General features: G+C 64.6%; 19 protein-coding genes and 1 tRNA gene. All 20 read right to left on the reverse strand.

The window, feature by feature from the left end; genetic code table 11:
- Positions 1-5: 5 nt before the first annotated feature.
- A complete protein-coding gene (locus tag ACAM57_RS20020) occupies positions 6-467 on the reverse strand; it encodes a DUF1178 family protein (protein WP_126018316.1) in 462 nt (153 codons plus the stop codon).
- Positions 468-475: 8 nt separating this feature from the next.
- Entirely contained in the window at positions 476-1,096 is a 621-nt protein-coding gene (locus tag ACAM57_RS20025) for an NUDIX domain-containing protein (RefSeq protein ID WP_369658635.1), read from the reverse strand.
- 19 nt (positions 1,097-1,115) lie between these two features.
- The gene (locus ACAM57_RS20030; protein ID WP_126018312.1) at positions 1,116-1,421 is read right to left on the reverse strand and encodes a DUF2818 family protein; all 306 of its coding nucleotides are present in this window, start codon (positions 1,419-1,421) and stop codon (positions 1,116-1,118) included.
- 15 nt (positions 1,422-1,436) lie between these two features.
- A complete protein-coding gene (nuoN, locus tag ACAM57_RS20035) occupies positions 1,437-2,924 on the reverse strand; it encodes an NADH-quinone oxidoreductase subunit NuoN (RefSeq protein ID WP_184636552.1) in 1,488 nt (495 codons plus the stop codon).
- Positions 2,925-2,948: 24 nt separating this feature from the next.
- A complete protein-coding gene (locus ACAM57_RS20040; RefSeq protein WP_184636550.1) occupies positions 2,949-4,427 on the reverse strand; it encodes an NADH-quinone oxidoreductase subunit M in 1,479 nt (492 codons plus the stop codon).
- Between the two features lie 24 nt (positions 4,428-4,451).
- Positions 4,452-6,485: an NADH-quinone oxidoreductase subunit L gene (nuoL, locus tag ACAM57_RS20045; RefSeq protein ID WP_126018306.1), complete on the reverse strand. Its 2,034-nt coding sequence runs from the start codon at positions 6,483-6,485 to the stop codon at positions 4,452-4,454.
- A gap of 7 nt (positions 6,486-6,492) precedes the next feature.
- On the reverse strand, positions 6,493-6,801 hold the full coding sequence (gene nuoK / locus ACAM57_RS20050) for an NADH-quinone oxidoreductase subunit NuoK (protein WP_093204819.1): 309 nt from the start codon (positions 6,799-6,801) through the stop codon (positions 6,493-6,495).
- Positions 6,798-7,451 carry an NADH-quinone oxidoreductase subunit J gene (locus ACAM57_RS20055; RefSeq protein ID WP_126018304.1) on the reverse strand — a complete coding sequence of 218 codons (654 nt, stop codon included), beginning with the start codon at positions 7,449-7,451 and terminating at the stop codon, positions 6,798-6,800. Before ACAM57_RS20055 ends, nuoK begins: the two co-directional genes overlap by 4 nt.
- Positions 7,452-7,489: 38 nt before the next feature.
- Positions 7,490-8,011: an NADH-quinone oxidoreductase subunit NuoI gene (gene nuoI, locus ACAM57_RS20060; RefSeq protein ID WP_019653385.1), complete on the reverse strand. Its 522-nt coding sequence runs from the start codon at positions 8,009-8,011 to the stop codon at positions 7,490-7,492.
- A gap of 17 nt (positions 8,012-8,028) precedes the next feature.
- Positions 8,029-9,105 (reverse strand): NADH-quinone oxidoreductase subunit NuoH, encoded by a 1,077-nt coding sequence (gene nuoH / locus ACAM57_RS20065; RefSeq protein WP_184636762.1) that lies wholly within the window; start codon positions 9,103-9,105, stop codon positions 8,029-8,031.
- Positions 9,105-11,276, reverse strand: a complete 2,172-nt coding sequence (gene nuoG, locus ACAM57_RS20070; protein WP_369658636.1) for an NADH-quinone oxidoreductase subunit NuoG — start codon at positions 11,274-11,276, stop codon at positions 9,105-9,107. The genes nuoH and nuoG overlap by 1 nt, the downstream gene beginning before the upstream one ends.
- A 17-nt stretch (positions 11,277-11,293) precedes the next feature.
- On the reverse strand, positions 11,294-12,634 hold the full coding sequence (nuoF, locus tag ACAM57_RS20075; RefSeq protein ID WP_369658637.1) for an NADH-quinone oxidoreductase subunit NuoF: 1,341 nt from the start codon (positions 12,632-12,634) through the stop codon (positions 11,294-11,296).
- The gene (gene nuoE, locus ACAM57_RS20080; protein WP_240650452.1) at positions 12,634-13,188 is read right to left on the reverse strand and encodes an NAD(P)H-dependent oxidoreductase subunit E; all 555 of its coding nucleotides are present in this window, start codon (positions 13,186-13,188) and stop codon (positions 12,634-12,636) included. The genes nuoF and nuoE overlap by 1 nt, the downstream gene beginning before the upstream one ends.
- A gap of 10 nt (positions 13,189-13,198) precedes the next feature.
- Positions 13,199-14,452: an NADH-quinone oxidoreductase subunit D gene (locus tag ACAM57_RS20085; RefSeq protein WP_126018296.1), complete on the reverse strand. Its 1,254-nt coding sequence runs from the start codon at positions 14,450-14,452 to the stop codon at positions 13,199-13,201.
- A gap of 5 nt (positions 14,453-14,457) precedes the next feature.
- The gene (locus ACAM57_RS20090) at positions 14,458-15,069 is read right to left on the reverse strand and encodes an NADH-quinone oxidoreductase subunit C (protein ID WP_126018294.1); all 612 of its coding nucleotides are present in this window, start codon (positions 15,067-15,069) and stop codon (positions 14,458-14,460) included.
- Between the two features lie 13 nt (positions 15,070-15,082).
- Positions 15,083-15,562: an NADH-quinone oxidoreductase subunit B family protein gene (locus ACAM57_RS20095; protein ID WP_007837763.1), complete on the reverse strand. Its 480-nt coding sequence runs from the start codon at positions 15,560-15,562 to the stop codon at positions 15,083-15,085.
- A 15-nt stretch (positions 15,563-15,577) separates the two neighbouring features.
- The gene (locus ACAM57_RS20100; protein WP_026346262.1) at positions 15,578-15,937 is read right to left on the reverse strand and encodes an NADH-quinone oxidoreductase subunit A; all 360 of its coding nucleotides are present in this window, start codon (positions 15,935-15,937) and stop codon (positions 15,578-15,580) included.
- A 67-nt stretch (positions 15,938-16,004) separates the two neighbouring features.
- Positions 16,005-16,089: transfer RNA gene (locus ACAM57_RS20105), tRNA-Leu, on the reverse strand.
- A 119-nt stretch (positions 16,090-16,208) separates the two neighbouring features.
- Positions 16,209-16,610 carry a preprotein translocase subunit SecG gene (secG, locus tag ACAM57_RS20110; protein ID WP_126018292.1) on the reverse strand — a complete coding sequence of 134 codons (402 nt, stop codon included), beginning with the start codon at positions 16,608-16,610 and terminating at the stop codon, positions 16,209-16,211.
- 37 nt (positions 16,611-16,647) lie between these two features.
- Positions 16,648-17,412 carry a triose-phosphate isomerase gene (gene tpiA, locus ACAM57_RS20115; protein WP_184636544.1) on the reverse strand — a complete coding sequence of 255 codons (765 nt, stop codon included), beginning with the start codon at positions 17,410-17,412 and terminating at the stop codon, positions 16,648-16,650.
- Between the last annotated feature and the right edge of the window lie 2 nt (positions 17,413-17,414).

The following is a 17,414-nucleotide window of genomic DNA, read 5'->3' on the forward strand; positions in this document are numbered from 1 at the left end:
GCCAGTTACTGCAGGGTTTCTTTCAGTGCCGCCGGAATCGGCAGCGCCATCACCGGAATGCCCTCGTCGAGCAGCGCCTCGGTCTGCTCGGGCGTGGCCTGCCCGCGGATGCCGCGCTCGGGGGTCTCGCCGTAATGCATCTTCCGGGCTTCGTCGGCAAAGCGCTCGCCGACGTCCTCCGTCTTCGCCAGCACCTCGCGCACTGCACGCATCCAGCGGGCTTCGGGCGAGGGATCGGCGGGAACGTTGGAAGCAGCAGCGACTGGAGCAACCGCAGCAGCCTCCTTCGGCGCCCTGGCGTTGCCCAGGTTGAGGCGCGGCGCGCTCAGCAGCTTGACGATGGCGGTGTCGCCGCAGACCGGGCATTCGACCAGGCCTGATGCCAGCTGGGTCTCGAAATCCTCGCTCGAGGCGAACCAGCCTTCGAAGCCGTGGCCGTGGGTGCAGCGGAGATCGAGAACCTTCATGGCGCGGATTATCCCGCGCTGCCCTGCGCGGGCGCAGCCTGCCAGTCCAGTGCCCATGCGCCCGAAAGGACGTTCTGCAGCCAGAGCGTGCAGGTCAGCGTCTTGGCATCGGTGACCTTGCCTTCGCGGCACCAGCCGGCCAGTTCGTCGGGAGTGGCCGTGAACACGTCGAGGAACTCGCCGTGGTCGAGTTGCCGCTCGCCGAGCGAGAGACCCCGCGCGAAGTAGATGTGGATGATCTCGGTCGAATACGCCACCGCGAGGTGCATGGCGCCCGCATACGCCCACTCGCGCGCGGTGTAGCCCGTTTCCTCGATCAGCTCGCGCCGGCCGCAGTCGAACGGATCCTCGCCCACATCGAGCTTGCCCGCTGGAAACTCGATCATCACGTGGCCGACCGGATAGCGGAACTGCCGCTCCAGCACGATGCGGCCGTCGTCAAGCAGCGGAATGACCACCACGGCGCCCGGGTGCACCACGTACTCGCGCGTGGCGCTGTGGCCATCGGGCAGGCGGATGGTGTCGCGCCGGGCCTTCAGGAACTTGCCGTTGAACAGCTCCTCGCGGCTCTGGAGCTCTTCCTTCAGGTGCGAATCGGCGGTGGAGGTGTCGGTCGGCTTGGTGGTCATGGTCGGTCGCTCATCCTCTTCAGTGCCTGTGCTTCATCAGGTAGCGCCAGGTGAACCCCGGAAAGGCCAGCACGATGAACAGCGCGCCGGTCACCGCATAGAACTCCCAGCCCTGCGCGGCGATCTGCCCTGCCCTGCGCTCGAACAGCAGCCCGACGCCGCCGGCCAGAAAGTACAAGACCACCAGTTCGGCGAGGCGCACCGCGAGCGACTTGGGAGCAGTCGCCAGAGGCACGACGCCGAACAGGCGGTCGTTGAAGAACGGCAGGTTGGCGGCCACGAGGGCCACCAGGAGAACGACCCAGACGGACGCGGTCTGCGACACCCTAGGTCGGCCGCGTCAGTGGGCCAGCGTCGCCACGATGGCGTCGTAGCACAGCGTCATCAGGCCGCCGGGCACGATGCCCAGGATCAGGATCAGCGCGCCGTTGATCGTCAGCACGGTGCGCACGTCGCGCGGTGCCGACACGGTGGTGGCCGTGACGGGCGCATCGAAGTACATGACCTTGACCACGCGCAGGTAGTAGAAGGCGCCGATCAGCGACATCATCACCGCGAACACGGCCAGGCCGATGTAGATGGCGTGGCCCGAGGCGATCAGCGCCTGCAGCACGGCCAGCTTCGCGTAGAAGCCGACCAGCGGCGGCAGGCCGGCCAGCGAGAACATCGCGATCGACATCACGCCGGCGTACAGCGGGCTGCGCTGGTTCAGGCCGGCGAGGTCGGTGATTTCCTCGCTCTCGAAGCCTTCGCGCGCCAGCAGCAGGATGATGCCGAAGCTCGCGAGCGTGGTCAGCACGTAGGTCACGATGTAGAACATCGCGGCGCTGTAGGCGTACTGGGCGTTGTAGGTGCCCTGCTGGTCCGAACCGGCAACCAGGCCGAGGAGCATGAAGCCCATCTGCGAGATCGTCGAATAGGCCAGCATGCGCTTGAGGTTGCTCTGCGCGATGGCGGCCAGGTTGCCGACCAGCAGCGAGGCGATGGCCAGCACGGCGAGCATCTGCTGCCAGTCGATGGCCAGCGGCTGCAGCGCGTCGACCAACAGGCGGATGATGATCGCGAAGGCGGCCAGCTCGGGCGCCGCGCCGATCAGCAGCGTGATCGCCGTCGGAGCGCCCTGGTAGACGTCGGGCACCCACATGTGGAACGGAGCAGCGCCCACCTTGAAGGCCAGGCCGGCGACGATGAACACCAGGCCGAACACCAGCACCTGGTGGTTGACCTTGCCGGTTGCGATGGTCTTGAAGACCTCGTTCACGTCGAGCGAACCGGTGGCGCCGTACATCATGGACAGGCCGTAGAGCAGGAAGCCGCTGGCCATGGCGCCGAGCACGAAGTACTTCATGGCGGCTTCGCTGGCCACCGCGTTGTCGCGGCGCAGCGCCACCAGCGCGTAGCTCGACAGCGTGAGCAGTTCGAGGCCCAGGTAGATCAGCAGGAAGTTGCTGCCCGAGATCATCACGAACATGCCCAGCAGCGCGAACATGCTGATGGTGAACATCTCGCCGCCGCGCAGCATCTCGCGATCGGCCGCGTAGGGACGGCCGTAGACCAGCGTGACCATCAGGGCGACGGTGGCGAAGCACTTGAGCCAGTTGCCCATCGGGTCGCTGACGACCATGCCGCCGAAGCCGTAGATGGTCTTGGCTTCGGAAGCCTGCAGACCCGACAGCACTGCGACCACGGCCAGCGTGAGCAGCGTCAGGACATAGGTACGGGTGCGGCGCGGGCTCGTGTCCGACAGGTCGACCAGCGCAATGATGCAGGCCATGACCAGCAACACGATTTCGGGGTAGATCGTGACCCAGCTGAGTTTGTCAATCATCTCGTTCTCTTCTTCAGCGTGGCATCAGGAGGGCAGCTTCGAGACTGCCACGTGGCGCAGCAGCTCGGTCACGGAGGCGTCCATCGCGTCGGTGAACGGCTTCGGGAACAGGCCCATCCACAGCACGGCGATGGCCAGCAGCGCCAGCATCAGGAATTCGCGCGAATTGATGTCGCTGAGTTCCTTCACGTGGTCGTTGCCGACCGGGCCCAGATACACGCGCTTGTACATCCAGAGGGTATAGGCGGCGCCGAAGATCAGCGCGGTGGCTGCTCCCAGGCCGATCCAGAAGTTGGCCTTCACGGCGCCCAGGATCACCATCCACTCGCCCACGAAACCGGCGGTGCCCGGCAGGCCGCAGTTGGCCATGGCGAACAGCAGCGCGAACGCGGCGAACTTGGGCATGGTGTTCACCACGCCGCCGTAGTCGGCGATCTGGCGCGAGTGCACGCGGTCGTACAGCACGCCGATGCCCAGGAACATGGCGCCGGAGACGAAGCCGTGGGCGATCATCTGCACGATGCCGCCGGACACGCCCAGCTCATTGAAGATGAAGAAGCCGAGCGTCACGAAACCCATGTGGGCCACCGACGAATAGGCCACCAGCTTCTTCATGTCCTGCTGCACCAGCGCCACCAGGCCGACGTAGATCACCGCGATCAGCGACAGCGCGATCATGAGCCAGGCCCATTCGTGCGAGGCGTCGGGAGCGATGGGCATCGAGAAGCGCAGGAAGCCGTAGGCGCCCAGCTTCAGCATGATCGCGGCCAGCACGGCTGAGCCGCCGGTCGGCGCCTCGACGTGCACGTCGGGCAGCCAGGTGTGCACCGGCCACATCGGCACCTTCACGGCGAAGGCCGCGAAGAAGGCGAAGAACAGGAAGGTCTGCGCGGTCGATCCCAGCGGCAGCTTGTGCCACGACAGGATGTCGAAGCTGCCGCCCGACTTGTTGTACAGGTAGATCAGCGCCACCAGCATCAGCAGCGAGCCGAGCAAGGTGTAGAGGAAGAACTTGAACGCCGCGTAGATCTTGTTCGGGCCGCCCCAGATGCCGATGATCAGGTACATCGGGATCAGCGTGGCTTCGAAGAACACGTAGAACAGCACCCCGTCGAGCGCGGCGAACACGCCGATCATGAGGCCCGACAGGATCAGGAAAGCGCCCATGTACTGGTTCACGCGCTCGGTGATCACTTCCCAGGCCGAGATCACCACGATGACCGTGATGAACGACGTCAGCAGCACCAGCCAGAGCGACAGGCCGTCGACTCCGAGGTGGTAGTTGACGTTGAAGCGCGAGATCCAGCCCGTTTTCTCGACGAACTGCATCGCGGCGGTGCCGTTCTGGAAACGCGTGAACAGCGGCACCGTGACCAGGAAGCTCACGATGGAACCGACGAGCGCGACCCAGCGCACGCCCCTGGCGTGCTCGTCACGGCCAAACGCCAGCAGCACGGCACCGAATGCGATCGGCACCCAGATGGCAAGGCTCAACAAACCCATTTTTCTTTTTCTCCAGCGCTAGGCTCAGCGTTTGAACCAGACGAAGTACGTCATCAGGATGAAGACGCCGAGCAGCATCGCGAAGGCGTAGTGATAGATGTAGCCCGACTGCATCCAGCGCACCACACCAGAGATACGGCCCACGACTTTCCACGAACCGTTCACCACGGCACCGTCGATCAGGGCCTGGTCGCCGCCCTTCCACAGGCCGGTACCCAGGGCGCGCGTGGCGCGGGCGATGACGTTCTCGTTGAACCAGTCCATGTAGTACTTGTTCTCGAGCAGGCGGTAGATCGGGCCGAAGGCACGCTTGATCGCCGCCGGCAGCGCCGGGTTGATCATGTACATGTACCAGGACATGACCACGCCGGCCAGCGCCAACCAGAACGGCGGCGTCTGCAGACCGTGGATGGCCATGGCCACCGGGCCGTGGAAGGCTTCTTCCAGTTCCTTCATGGCATGGTGCTTGGTACCGTCCACGAAGATCGCGCCCTTGAAGAACTCGCCGAACAGCATCGGGTCGATCGTCATGAAGCCGATCACCACCGAGGGAATGGCCAGCAGCACCAGCGGCAGCCAGACAACCCAGGGCGACTCGTGCGGCTTGTGGTCGTGGCCATGGCCGTGATCGTCGTGGCCGTGGCCATGGTCGTCATGATGCGCGTCGGGGTTCTGGTCGTAGCGCTCCTTGCCGTGGAAGACCAGGAAGTACATGCGGAACGAGTAGAACGCCGTGATGAACACGCCGGCCAGCACCGCGTAGTAGGCGAAGTTCGCGCCCCACAGGTGGCTTTCGTGCACCGCCTCGATGATGCTGTCCTTCGAATAGAAGCCCGAGAAGAACGGCGTGCCGATCAGCGCGAGCGAACCCAGCAGCGAGGTGATCCAGGTGATCGGCATGTACTTGCGCACGCCGCCCATCCAGCGGATGTCCTGGTTGTGGTGCATGCCGATGATGACCGAGCCCGCGCCGAGGAACAGCAGCGCCTTGAAGAACGCGTGCGTCATCAGGTGGAACACCGCGACCGAGTAGGCCGAGGCACCGAGCGCCACTGTCATGTAGCCGAGCTGCGAGAGCGTCGAGTACGCGACCACGCGCTTGATGTCGTTCTGGATGATGCCCAGGAAGCCCATGAAGAGCGCGGTGATGGCGCCGATCACGAGGATGAAGCTCAGGGCCGTGTCGCTCAGCTCGAACAGCGGCGACATGCGCGCCACCATGAAGATGCCGGCCGTCACCATGGTCGCCGCGTGGATCAGCGCCGAGATGGGGGTTGGGCCTTCCATCGAGTCGGGCAGCCACACGTGCAGCGGGAACTGCGCGCTCTTGCCCATCGCGCCGATGAACAGGCAGATGCAGATCACCGTGATGAGCATCCACTCGGTGCCCGGGAAGGTGATGCCGGCCAGCGTGCCCGCCTTGGCGAAGGCTTCGGTGTAGTTCAGCGTGCCGGCGTAGGCCGCGATCAGGCCGATGCCGAGGATGAAGCCGAAGTCGCCCACGCGGTTGACCAGGAAGGCCTTCATGTTCGCGAAGATCGCGGTCGGCTTGTTGAACCAGAAGCCGATCAGCAGGTACGACACCAGGCCCACCGCCTCCCAGCCGAAGAACAGCTGGAGCATGTTGTTGCTCATGACGAGCATCAGCATGGAGAAGGTGAACAGCGAGATGTACGCGAAGAAACGGTTGTAGCCGTCGTCCTCTTCCATGTAGCCGATGGTGTAGATGTGGACCATCAGCGACACGAAGGTCACGACGCACATCATCATGGCGGTGAGGCCGTCGACCATGAAGCCGACTTCCATCTTCAGGCCGCCGACCACCATCCATTCGTAGATGGTCTGGTTGAAGCGGGCACCGTCGGCTATCACGCTCTTGAGCGTCATCGCCGAGATGATGAAGGCGACCAGCACGCCGAGAATGGTCAGCGAATGCGTGACCTTGCGGCCGATGTGATTGCCGCCGAACTTCGTGCCGAACACGCCGGCCAGGGCTGCGCCGACCAGGGGTGCCAGCGGAACGGCCAGCAGTGTGGATGCGGAAAGGGTTGCGCTCATGTTGCTGTCAACCCTTGAGCGAGTTGAGTTCGTCGACGTTGATGTTCGACCTGTTACGGAACAGCAGGACCAGCAGCGCCAGCCCGATGGCCGACTCGGCCGCGGCCACCGTCAGGATGAAGAACACGAAGATCTGGCCATGCATGTCGCCCAGGAAGTGCGAGAAGGCCACGAAGTTCATGTTGACCGCCAGCAGCATCAGCTCGATGGCCATCAGCAGGACGATCAGGTTCTTGCGGTTCAGGAAGATGCCGATCACGGACAGCGCGAAAAGCATCGCGCCGAGCGAAAGAAAGTGTCCGAGCGTGAGCGTCATGCCTTGTTTTCCTTTGCAGCGTCCGCAGCTTCAACCACAGGCTCCGCTGCACGCGTTGCCGGCATCTGCACGATGCGCACGCGGTCGCGTGCCTTCACGCGAACCTGGTCGGCCGGGTTGACGTACTTGCTGTCCTTGCGGGTGCGCAGCGTCAGTGCGATGGCGGCCACGATGGCCACGAGCAGGATGACCGCGGCGATTTCCAGCGGGTAGAGATATTCGGAGTAGAGCAGCTTGCCCAGTTCGAGCGTATTGGAGGTGTTGGCCGCTGCCGCATTGGCCGCGGCGCGGGGTGCCTCGCCCAGGCGGAAACCGCCCATGAGCACCGCCGCCATCTCGAGCGCGATCAGCGCACCCACGCCCGCCGCCAGCGGGAAGTGCTTCCAGAAGCCCTCCCGCAAGCTGTCGACGTTGATGTCCAGCATCATCACCACGAACAGGAACAGCACCATCACGGCGCCCACATACACGAGCACGAGCGAAATCGCGAGGAACTCGGCGCGCAGCAGCAGCCAGATGGCCGATGCCTGGAAGAAGGCCAGAACCAGGTACAGCGCGGCGTACACGGGGTTGCGGGCGGTGATGACGCGGAATGCTGCGAACAGCAGCACCACGGCAAACAGATAGAACAGACCGGTCTTGACGTCCATTGGAATTCGAATTGGTACGGGTTTCGGGCTGAACCGGGTCAGCGGTACTTGGCGTCGGCCGCCTTGTTCGCTGCGATTTCCTTCTCGTAGCGGTCGCCCACGGCCAGCAGCATGTCCTTGGTGAAGTACAGGTCGCCGCGCTTTTCGCCGTGGTATTCGAAGATGTGCGTCTCGACGATCGAGTCGACCGGGCAGCTCTCTTCGCAGAAGCCGCAGAAGATGCACTTGGTCAGGTCGATGTCGTAACGCGTGGTGCGGCGCGATCCGTCGTCGCGCACGTCCGATTCGATGGTGATCGCCAGCGCCGGGCAGACGGCCTCGCAGAGCTTGCAGGCGATGCAGCGCTCTTCGCCGTTCTCGTAGCGGCGCAGCGCGTGCAGGCCGCGGAAGCGCGGCGACAGCGGCGTCTTCTCTTCGGGGAACTGCACCGTGATCTTGCGGGCGAAGGCGTACTTGCCGGTGATGGCCAGGCCCTTGAACAGCTCGAACAGCATGAAGCTGCTCAGGAAGTCCTTGAGCGAGAAAGGCGCGGATGGTGTTGCGGTGTGCGCAGCAGACATGATGTTGGCGCTCCCTGTTATTTCCAGATGTTGAACGGCGTCTGCATCCAGCCACCGACCACGACCAGCCACACGAGCGTGACGGGAATGAAGATCTTCCAGCCCAGACGCATGATCTGGTCATAGCGGAAGCGCGGGAACGTCGAACGCACCCACAGGAACATGGTGACCACGCAGAAGGTCTTGAGGCCCAGCCAGATCCAGCCCGGAATGAAGCTCAGGAACTCGAACGGGGGCAGCCATCCGCCGAGGAACAGCACCACGGTCAGGATCGAGACAAGCCACATGTTGGCGTACTCGGCCAGGAAGAACATCGCGAAGCTCATGCCCGAGTACTCGATCATGTGGCCGGCCACGATTTCGGATTCGCCTTCCACCACGTCGAAGGGGTGGCGGTTGGTTTCGGCGAGGCCCGAGATGAAGTAGACGACGAAGATCGGCAGCAGCGGCAGCCAGTTCCACGACAGGACGCTGATGCCCATGTCCGCGAACATGCCCTTGCCCTGCACGTTGACGATCTCGGTCATGTTCAGGCTGCCGGTGACCATCAGCACCACGACGAAGCAGAAGCCCATCGCGATTTCGTAGCTCACCATCTGTGCCGAGGCGCGCAGCGCGCCAAGGAAGGCGTACTTCGAGTTCGACGCCCAGCCGGCGATGATCACGCCGTACACCTCGAGCGAGGTGATGGCCATCACGAACAGCAGGCCGGCGTTGATGTTGGCCAGCGCCACGTCGGGGCCGAAGGGAATCACCGCCCATGCGGCGAGCGCCGGCATGATGGTCATGATCGGGCCGAGCAGGAACAGGCCCTTGTTGGCGACCGTCGGAAGAATGATTTCCTTGGTCATCAGCTTGAGCGCGTCGGCGATCGGCTGGAGCAGGCCCAGCGGTCCGATGCGGTTCGGGCCGATGCGGATCTGCGTGAAGCCGATGGCCTTGCGCTCCCACAGCGTGAGGTACGCCACGGCCAGCATCAGCGGGATGACGACGATGATGATCTTGATCAGCGTCCAGATCACCGGCCAGACCACGCCGGTCCACCAGCCCGCGGCCACCAGGCCCTGGCCGAAGCCGTGAATGGTGTCGACGATCATGCCAATGCCTCCTCGGCACCAGCCGTCACGTTGGAGCCAGCCGATGCGTTGCGCGCGTCGGCAGTCAGTTGCAGCGATGGTGCGCGGCGCACGATCGAATCCAGCTGGTAGATGCTCGCGACCACGGGTGCAGCAGCCGCGCCGTCGGCAGCGACCGCAGTGGCGGACGTGGCGTTGCTCAGCGCATTCGCGGGCACGGCGCCCTTCTCACCCACGGTGGCCAGCACTTCGGCGGTCGATTCGAACGCGAAGCCGGGCAGGCCCAGCAGGTTGGCCAGCACGCGCAGCACCTTCCAGGCCGGACGGGTCTCACCCAGGGGCTTCACCACGGCGTGGAAGCCCTGGACGCGGCCCTCGGCGTTGACGAAGGTGCCGGGCGTTTCGCTGAACGGGGCGATCGGAAGCAGCACGTCGCTGAATTCGAGGTTTGCCTTGAAGGGGCTCAGCGTGACGACCATTTGCGCATTGCCGATGACATCGGCCGCGGCTGCGCCGGCTGCCGAGTCGAACACCGGCTCGGTGTTCAGCAGCATCACGGCCTTCAGGCCCGAGCCAGCGGCGAGCATGCGGCCGGCATCGAGGCCGCCGTTCTTCGGGAACGCGCCGACGATCTGCGCGCCCACGGTGTTGGCCGCCTCGGTCAGGTAACCGACGGTGGCGCCGGTCTGCGCGCCGATCCAGTTGGCCAGCGCCAGCAGGCTGCTGGCCTGTGCGTGGTGCGCGGCTGCATTGCCGAGCAGGATGGCCTTGCGATCGCCGCTCAGCAGCGAGGCAGCGATCGCCTTGGCGACGTCGTCCGGTGCGTTCTTCGGAGCCAGAGGAGCGGCCGCGCCACTGGTTTCGCCGATGGCTGCAGCCACCGCGGCCAGCGCCTCGACCCACTCGCCGGCATCGACGATGGTCGACTGCGCCACGTTGATGGCCCAGGCGTCGCGGTCGGCCATCAGGCTGGCCGAAGTGATCACCGACAGCGCGGCGCCCTTGCGCACGGCCTGGCGGATGCGCTGCGCGAACAGCGGGTGCTCCTTGCGCAGGTTCGAACCCACGACGAGCGCGCGCTGCAGCTGCGTGAGCGACGCGATGGAAGTGCCGAGCCAGCGCACGCCTTCGAAGGCGGCGAATTCGGCATTGCGCAGGCGGTAGTCGATGTTGTCGCTGCCGAGCTCACGCGTGAGCATGGCGGCGAGCTGCAGCTCTTCGAGCGTGCTGTGCGGGCTGACCAGCGTACCGATGCTCTGCGCGCCGTGGTCGGCCTTGATCTGCTTGAGGCCGTTGGCGACGTACTCGAGTGCCGTCTGCCAGTCGACCTGCTGCCATTGGCCGCCCTGCTTCAGCATGGGCTGCGTCAGGCGCTCGGGGCCGTTGAGCGCTTCGTACGAGAAGCGGTCGCGGTCGGCGATCCAGCATTCGTTGACGTCTTCGTTCTCGAGCGGCACCACGCGCATCACGCGGTTGTTCTTGACCTGGACGATCAGGTTGGCGCCGGTGGAGTCGTGCGGGCTCACCGACTTGCGGCGCGACAGTTCCCAGGTGCGGGCGCTGTAGCGGAAGGGCTTGCTCGTGAGCGCGCCGACCGGGCAGATGTCGATCATGTTGCCCGAGAGTTCGGAGTCGACCGAGTCGCCCACGAAGGTTTCGATTTCGGAGTGCTCGCCGCGGTTCGACATGCCGAGCTCCATCACGCCGGCCACTTCCTGGCCGAAGCGGACGCAGCGCGTGCAGTGGATGCAGCGGCTCATCTCTTCCATGCTGATCAGCGGGCCGACGTCCTTGTGGAAGACGACGCGCTTTTCCTCTTCGTAGCGCGAAGAGGAACCGCCGTAGCCGACGGCCAGGTCCTGCAGCTGGCATTCGCCGCCCTGGTCGCAGATCGGGCAATCCAGCGGGTGGTTGATCAGGAGGAACTCCATGACCGACTGCTGCGCCTTGATGGCCTTCTCGCTCTTGGTGCGAACGATCATGCCCTGCGTGACGGGCGTGGCGCAGGCCGGCATCGGCTTGGGCGCCTTCTCCACGTCCACGAGGCACATGCGGCAGTTGGCCGCGATGCTCAGTTTCTTGTGATAGCAGAAGTGCGGGATGTACGTGCCGGCCTTGTCGGCAGCGTGCATGACCATGCTGCCTTCGGCGACTTCGACCTTCTTGCCGTCGAGTTCGATTTCAACCATATGTGTATTTCTCGCGCTCAGGCCTTGACGGGCGCTTTCGGTACGTAGCCCGGGATCAGGGCCTCGAACTCATGGCGGAAGTGCTTGATCATGGCGCGCACCGGCATTGCCGCTGCGTCGCCGAGGGCGCAGATCGTGCGGCCCTGGATGTTGTCGGCCACCGAGTTCAGCAGATCCATGTCGGACGCCCTGCCCTGCCCGTTGTGGATGCGGTCGACCACGCGGTAGAGCCAGCCCGTGCCTTCGCGGCACGGCGTGCACTGGCCGCAGGACTCGTGCATGTAGAAGTACGACAGGCGGCGCAGCGACTCGACCATCGAACGGCTGTCGTCCATCACGATGACGGCGCCCGAGCCCAGCATGGAGCCTGCCTTGGAGATGGAGTCGTAGTCCATCGTGCATTCCATCATGATCGACGCGGGCAGCACCGGCGCGGACGAACCGCCGGGAATCACCGCCTTCAGCGTGCGGCCCTTGCGAACGCCGCCGGCCAGCTCCAGGAGCTTGGAGAACGGCGTGCCCATCGGGACTTCGTAGTTGCCGGGCAGCTCGACGTCGCCGCTCACCGAGTAGATCTTGGTGCCGCCGTTGTTCGGCTTGCCGCACTCGAGGTAGGCCTGGCCGCCGTTGCGGATGATCCAGGGCACCGCCGCGAAGGTCTCGGTGTTGTTGATGGTGGTGGGCTTGCCGTACAGGCCGAAGCTGGCGGGGAACGGCGGCTTGAAGCGCGGCTGGCCCTTCTTGCCTTCCAGCGATTCGAGCAGCGCGGTTTCCTCGCCGCAGATGTAGGCGCCGAAGCCGTGGGCCGCGTGCAACTGGAAGTTGTACGTGCTGCCCATGATCTTGTCGCCGAGATAGCCGGCGGCACGCGCCTCTTCGAGGGCTTCCTCGAAGCGCTCGTAGGTCTGGAAGATCTCGCCGTGGATGTAGTTGTAGCCCACGCTGATGCCCATCGCGTACGCGGCGATGGCCATGCCCTCAATCACGATGTGCGGGTTGAACTGCAGGATGTCGCGGTCCTTGCACGTACCCGGCTCGCCTTCGTCGGAGTTGCAGACGAGGTACTTCTGGCCCGGGAACTGGCGGGGCATGAAGCTCCACTTCAGGCCGGTTGGGAAGCCCGCGCCGCCGCGGCCGCGCAGGCCGGAGGCCTTCACCTCGGCGATCACCTGGTCGGGCGTGAGGCCCTCGGTCAGGATCTTGCGCAGGGCCTGGTAGCCGCCGCGCGCCTCGTAGTCGGCCAGGCGCCAGTTGGTGCCGTCGAGGCCGGCATAGATCTGCGGCTCGATGTGGCGGTCATGGAAACAGGTCTGGACGCCCGTCGCCTGGAACTGCTGGAGCACTTGTTCGGGTGACATCAGGAAGCCTCCCCCTTGGTGGCCGGCGCGGCGTTGCGCAGGCCGTCGACCAGCTGGTCGAGCTTCTCGTTGCTCATGAAGCTGCACATCGTGCGGTCGTTGACCAGCATCACGGGCGAATCGGCACAGGCGCCCAGGCATTCGCTCTGCTGCAGGGTGAACAGGCCGTCGGGCGTGGTCTCGCCCATCTTGATGCCGAGCTTCTTCTCGAGATGCACGAGGGCGGTGACGCCATCGCGCAGCTGGCAAGGCAGGTTGGTGCACACGTTGAGCTTGAACTTGCCCACCGGATGCTGGTTGTACATGTTGTAGAAGGTCGTCACCTCGTGCACGGCAATGGGCGCCATGCCGAGGTACTCGGCGATCTCGCGCTCGCGCTGCAGGCTGACGTAGCCCTCGTTCTGCTGGACGATGGACAGGCAGGCCATCACGGCCGACTGCTTGCCCGCCTCGGGGTACTTCGCCACCTCGCGCGCAAAGCGCTCGAGGATCGCAGGCTCCAGAGGGGCAGAAGGCGCCGAGGGCGCCGTGTCATGGTGGGTCGAGGAAGTCATTCGCTCTTTCTCACCTGTCGATCTCGCCGAACACGATGTCCATCGTGCCGATCACCGCGACAGCGTCGGCGATCATGTGACCGCGCGACATTTCGTCGAGGGCGGCTAGGTGCGGGAAACCAGGGGCGCGGATCTTCAGGCGGTACGGCTTGTTGGCGCCGTCGCTCACGAGATAGATGCCGAACTCGCCCTTCGGGTGCTCGACGGCGGCATAGGCCTGGCCTTCGGGCACATGGAAGCCTTCGGTGAAGAGCTTGAAATGGTGGATCAGCTCCTCCATGTTCGCCTTCATCGATTCGCGCGCGGGCGCGGCGACCTTGTGGTTGTCGGTGATGACAGGACCGGGGTTGGCGCGCAGCCAGGCCGAGCACTGCTGGATGATCCGGTTGGCCTGGCGCATCTCCTCGACGCGGACCAGGTAGCGGTCGTAGCAGTCGCCGGTCTTGCCCACGGGCACGTCGAACTGCATGCGGTCGTAGACGTCGTAGGGCTGCTTCTTGCGCAGGTCCCATTCGATGCCCGAGCCGCGCAGCATGGGGCCGGTGAAGCCGAGGTTCAGGGCGCGCTCCGGCGAGACCACGCCGATACCGACGGTGCGCTGCTTCCAGATGCGGTTGTCGGTGAGCAGCGTCTCGTACTCGTCGACCATCTTCGGGAAGCGCTTGCAGAAGTCGTCGACGAAGTCGAGCAGCGACCCCTGGCGGTTCTCGTTGAGCTTCTCGATGGCCTTCGCGTTCTTGACCTTGCTGACCTTGTAGCGCGGCATCGCGTCGGGCAGGTCGCGGTACACGCCGCCCGGACGGAAGTACGCCGCGTGCATGCGCGCGCCGGAAACGGCCTCGTACATGTCGAACAGGTCTTCGCGCTCGCGGAAGCAGTAGATGAGCATGTTCATCGCGCCGCAGTCGAGGCCGTGCGCGCCGAGCCACAGCAGGTGGTTCAGCAGGCGGGTGATCTCGGCGAACATCACGCGGATGTATTGCGCGCGCTCCGGCACCTCGAGGCCCAGCATCCGCTCGATGGCCAGGCAGTAGGCATGCTCGTTGCTCATCATCGACACGTAGTCGAGACGGTCCATGTACGGCAGCGACTGGATGAAGGTGCGCGTTTCGGCAAGCTTCTCGGTGGCGCGGTGCAGCAGGCCGATGTGGGGGTCGGCGCGCTGGATGACCTCGCCGTCCAGCTCGAGCACCAGGCGCAGCACGCCGTGCGCTGCCGGGTGCTGGGGACCGAAGTTGAGTGTGTAGTTCTTGATTTCGGCCATATCAGTCAGTGCAAACCGCCGCCGTAGTTGTCTTCGCGGATCACGCGCGGGGTGATTTCGCGCGGCTCGATGGAAACCGGTTGGTAGACCACGCGCTTCTGCTCTTCGTCGTAGCGCATCTCGACATGGCCCGACACCGGGAAGTCCTTGCGGAACGGATGGCCGATGAAGCCGTAGTCGGTCAGAAGGCGGCGCAGGTCGTCGTGGCCTTCGAACACGATGCCATAGAGGTCGAAGGCTTCGCGCTCGAACCAGGTGGCGGAGTTCCACACGGACTGCAGCGAGTCGACCACGGGGAAGTCGTCGCTCGATGCGAGCACCGTCAGGCGCACGCGCTGGTTGAGACTCACCGACAGCAGATGGGAGACGACGCCATAGCGCCCGCCCTGCCACTCGCCGTCACGGTAGTCGGAGTAGTCCATGCCGCAGAGGTCGATCAGCTGCTCGAAGCGGCAGCCGGGCGCATCGCGCAGCAGCAGTGCAGCCTCGAGGTAGTCGGCAGCGCCGACCACCACGTTCACCTCGTCGAGGGCGACGGTCACGCTCTTGGCCTTGGCGCCGAGCGTCTCGGCGACGGTGGCGCGCAGCACCTCCGGCGAAATTGCAAAGTCAGTCATCGTCGGCGGTCCCTCAGGCGCGGGCAATGGTGTTGGTGCGGCGAATCTTCTGCTGCAGCTGGATCACGCCGTAGAGCAAGGCCTCGGCGGTGGGCGGGCAACCCGGAACGTAGACATCGACCGGCACGATGCGGTCGCAGCCGCGCACGACCGAATAGCTGTAGTGGTAGTAGCCACCGCCATTCGCGCACGAACCCATGGAGAGAACCCAGCGCGGCTCCGGCATCTGGTCGTAGACCTTGCGCAGGGCCGGAGCCATCTTGTTGCACAGCGTGCCGGCCACGATCATCAGGTCGGACTGGCGCGGGCTGGGGCGGAACAGCATGCCGAAGCGGTCGATGTCATAGCGCGCGGCGCCCGCGTGCATCATCTCCACCGCACAGCATGCAAGGCCGAAGGTCATCGGCCAGAGAGAACCAGTCTTCGCCCAGTTGACGACCGAATCGTAGGTCGTGGTGACGAAGCCTTCCTTGAGAACGCCTTCAATGGCCATCGTGTTTCTTCCTTGTCATTCCCAGTCGAGCGCGCCCTTTTTCCACTCGTAGGCGAAGCCCACGACGAGGATGGCGAGAAAGATCATCATGGCCCAGAAGCCAACAGCGCCGATTTCCTTGAGCGCAATAGCCCATGGAAAGAGGAATGCAATTTCGAGGTCGAACAGGATGAAGAGAATCGCGACGAGGTAATAGCGCACGTCGAACTTCATGCGCGCATCCTCGAAGGCCTCAAAGCCACACTCGTACGGGGAGTTCTTCGCGGTGTCGGGCCTGTTGGGGCCGAGAATGTATCCGATGACCTGAGGGGCGACGCCTACGCCGACTCCGACCAGAATGAACAAAAGGACGGGGAGGTAGGAGTCGAGATTCATCGAGAGTTTTTCACCGCTTGCCACCGGCAGGAAGAACCTCTGGATGAGGTTTTCTGCCGATGAGATTTGGTGCGGTCGGCGAGACTCGAACTCGCACAGCTTTCGCCACTACCCCCTCAAGATAGCGTGTCTACCAATTTCACCACGACCGCGGTTTTTGCTGCTCGGATGGCATGAGGTACCTGCAAGAGGAATTTGGCTTTCCGAACAGATTTAGAGTTTACCCTGAAATGGAGCCATTTCTCACAGGCAACTCATGAAAACGAGTTGATTACTTGCCCGGAATCTGCCCCGCGCCCGAAACAGGGGCTGCAGGAGCCGAAGCAGGCGCATTCGGAGCTGCCGCACCGGGGATCTCGTTCGCAGCACCGGAGGCCGGCGCAGCAGGCGCACCCACTGCGGCACGCTCCAGAAGACTGCCGCCGCCAGCAGGACGCGCATGGCTGAAGTAGGCCAGCAGCAGCGTGCAAGCGAAGAACACCGCGGCAAGCACTGCCGTGGTGCGCGACAGGAAGTTGGCACTGCCGCTGGCACCGAACAGGCTGCCGGCGCTGCCGCTGCCGAAGGCCGCGCCCATGTCGGCGCCCTTGCCGTGCTGGATCAGGATGAGGCCGATCATCGCGAGGGCTGCCAGCATCTGCACGCCGACCAGAAGGTTGAGGACCACGTTCATTCGTTCTTACTCCTAATTTGATGCAACCGGTGCGCGTTCAACGCGCAGCGGCGGAAATGATCTGCAGAAAGTCGGGCGCCTTGAGCGACGCGCCGCCGATCAGGCCGCCGTCGATGTCGGCCTGCGCGAGCAGTTCCGCGGCGTTCGCCGCGTTCATGCTGCCGCCATAAAGAATGCGGATGCCGGCGGCATGCTCGCTAGCCGCGTGATGCAGTTGTGCGCGCAGCACCGCGTGCACTGCCTGCGCCTGCTCCGGCGTGGCCGTCTTGCCTGTGCCGATGGCCCAGACAGGCTCATAAGCCACCACGATCTCGCTGATGCAATGGCCGTTCACGTGAATGACGGCAGCCAGCTGGCGCTTGACCACCTCTTCGGTCTGCCCTGCTTCGCGCTGCGCAAGGGTCTCGCCCACGCAGACGATCGGCGTGATGCCGTTGGCCAGCGCAGCCGCTGTCTTGGCAGCGACCGCTTCGTCGCTCTCGCCGTGGTACTGGCGACGCTCGGAGTGGCCGACGATCGCATAGCGCACGCCGAAGTCCTTCAGCATCGCGGCCGATTGCTCGCCCGTGAACGCGCCTTGCGGGTGCGCCGAGACATCCTGCGCGCCGAGCGCCAAGGCCGGCGAAGCCGCCAGCAGCGACTGCAGCTGCGCGAAATACGGAGCGGGCGCGCACAGCGCCACGTCGCACGCGGCCGGGCTCGCGGCCAGGCCCTGCTGGAGGGCCTTCACCAGCGCCTCGTTGGCAGCCAGGCCGCCGTTCATCTTCCAGTTGCCGGCGATCAGTTTCTTCTTCGTTGTCATCG

The organism is Variovorax sp. V15 (assembly GCF_041154425.1).
GTDB classification, from domain to species: Bacteria; Pseudomonadota; Gammaproteobacteria; order Burkholderiales; family Burkholderiaceae_C; genus Variovorax; species Variovorax guangxiensis.

Bases quoted from the DNA above. Each gene is read 5' to 3' on its own strand.
- ACAM57_RS20020 (WP_126018316.1), bottom strand. From the start codon at position 467: ATGAAGGTTCTCGATCTCCGCTGCACCCACGGCCACGGCTTCGAAGGC.
- ACAM57_RS20025 (WP_369658635.1), bottom strand. From the start codon at position 1,096: ATGACCACCAAGCCGACCGACACCTCCACCGCCGATTCGCACCTGAAG.
- nuoN (WP_184636552.1), bottom strand. From the start codon at position 2,924: ATGATTGACAAACTCAGCTGGGTCACGATCTACCCCGAAATCGTGTTG.
- ACAM57_RS20040 (WP_184636550.1), bottom strand. From the start codon at position 4,427: ATGGGTTTGTTGAGCCTTGCCATCTGGGTGCCGATCGCATTCGGTGCC.
- nuoL (WP_126018306.1), bottom strand. From the start codon at position 6,485: ATGAGCGCAACCCTTTCCGCATCCACACTGCTGGCCGTTCCGCTGGCA.
- nuoK (WP_093204819.1), bottom strand. From the start codon at position 6,801: ATGACGCTCACGCTCGGACACTTTCTTTCGCTCGGCGCGATGCTTTTC.
- ACAM57_RS20055 (WP_126018304.1), bottom strand. From the start codon at position 7,451: ATGGACGTCAAGACCGGTCTGTTCTATCTGTTTGCCGTGGTGCTGCTG.
- nuoI (WP_019653385.1), bottom strand. From the start codon at position 8,011: ATGTCTGCTGCGCACACCGCAACACCATCCGCGCCTTTCTCGCTCAAG.
- nuoG (WP_369658636.1), bottom strand. From the start codon at position 11,276: ATGGTTGAAATCGAACTCGACGGCAAGAAGGTCGAAGTCGCCGAAGGC.
- nuoF (WP_369658637.1), bottom strand. From the start codon at position 12,634: ATGTCACCCGAACAAGTGCTCCAGCAGTTCCAGGCGACGGGCGTCCAG.
- nuoE (WP_240650452.1), bottom strand. From the start codon at position 13,188: ATGACTTCCTCGACCCACCATGACACGGCGCCCTCGGCGCCTTCTGCC.
- ACAM57_RS20085 (WP_126018296.1), bottom strand. From the start codon at position 14,452: ATGGCCGAAATCAAGAACTACACACTCAACTTCGGTCCCCAGCACCCG.
- ACAM57_RS20090 (WP_126018294.1), bottom strand. From the start codon at position 15,069: ATGACTGACTTTGCAATTTCGCCGGAGGTGCTGCGCGCCACCGTCGCC.
- ACAM57_RS20095 (WP_007837763.1), bottom strand. From the start codon at position 15,562: ATGGCCATTGAAGGCGTTCTCAAGGAAGGCTTCGTCACCACGACCTAC.
- ACAM57_RS20100 (WP_026346262.1), bottom strand. From the start codon at position 15,937: ATGAATCTCGACTCCTACCTCCCCGTCCTTTTGTTCATTCTGGTCGGA.
- secG (WP_126018292.1), bottom strand. From the start codon at position 16,610: ATGAACGTGGTCCTCAACCTTCTGGTCGGCGTGCAGATGCTGGCAGCC.
- tpiA (WP_184636544.1), bottom strand. From the start codon at position 17,412: ATGACAACGAAGAAGAAACTGATCGCCGGCAACTGGAAGATGAACGGC.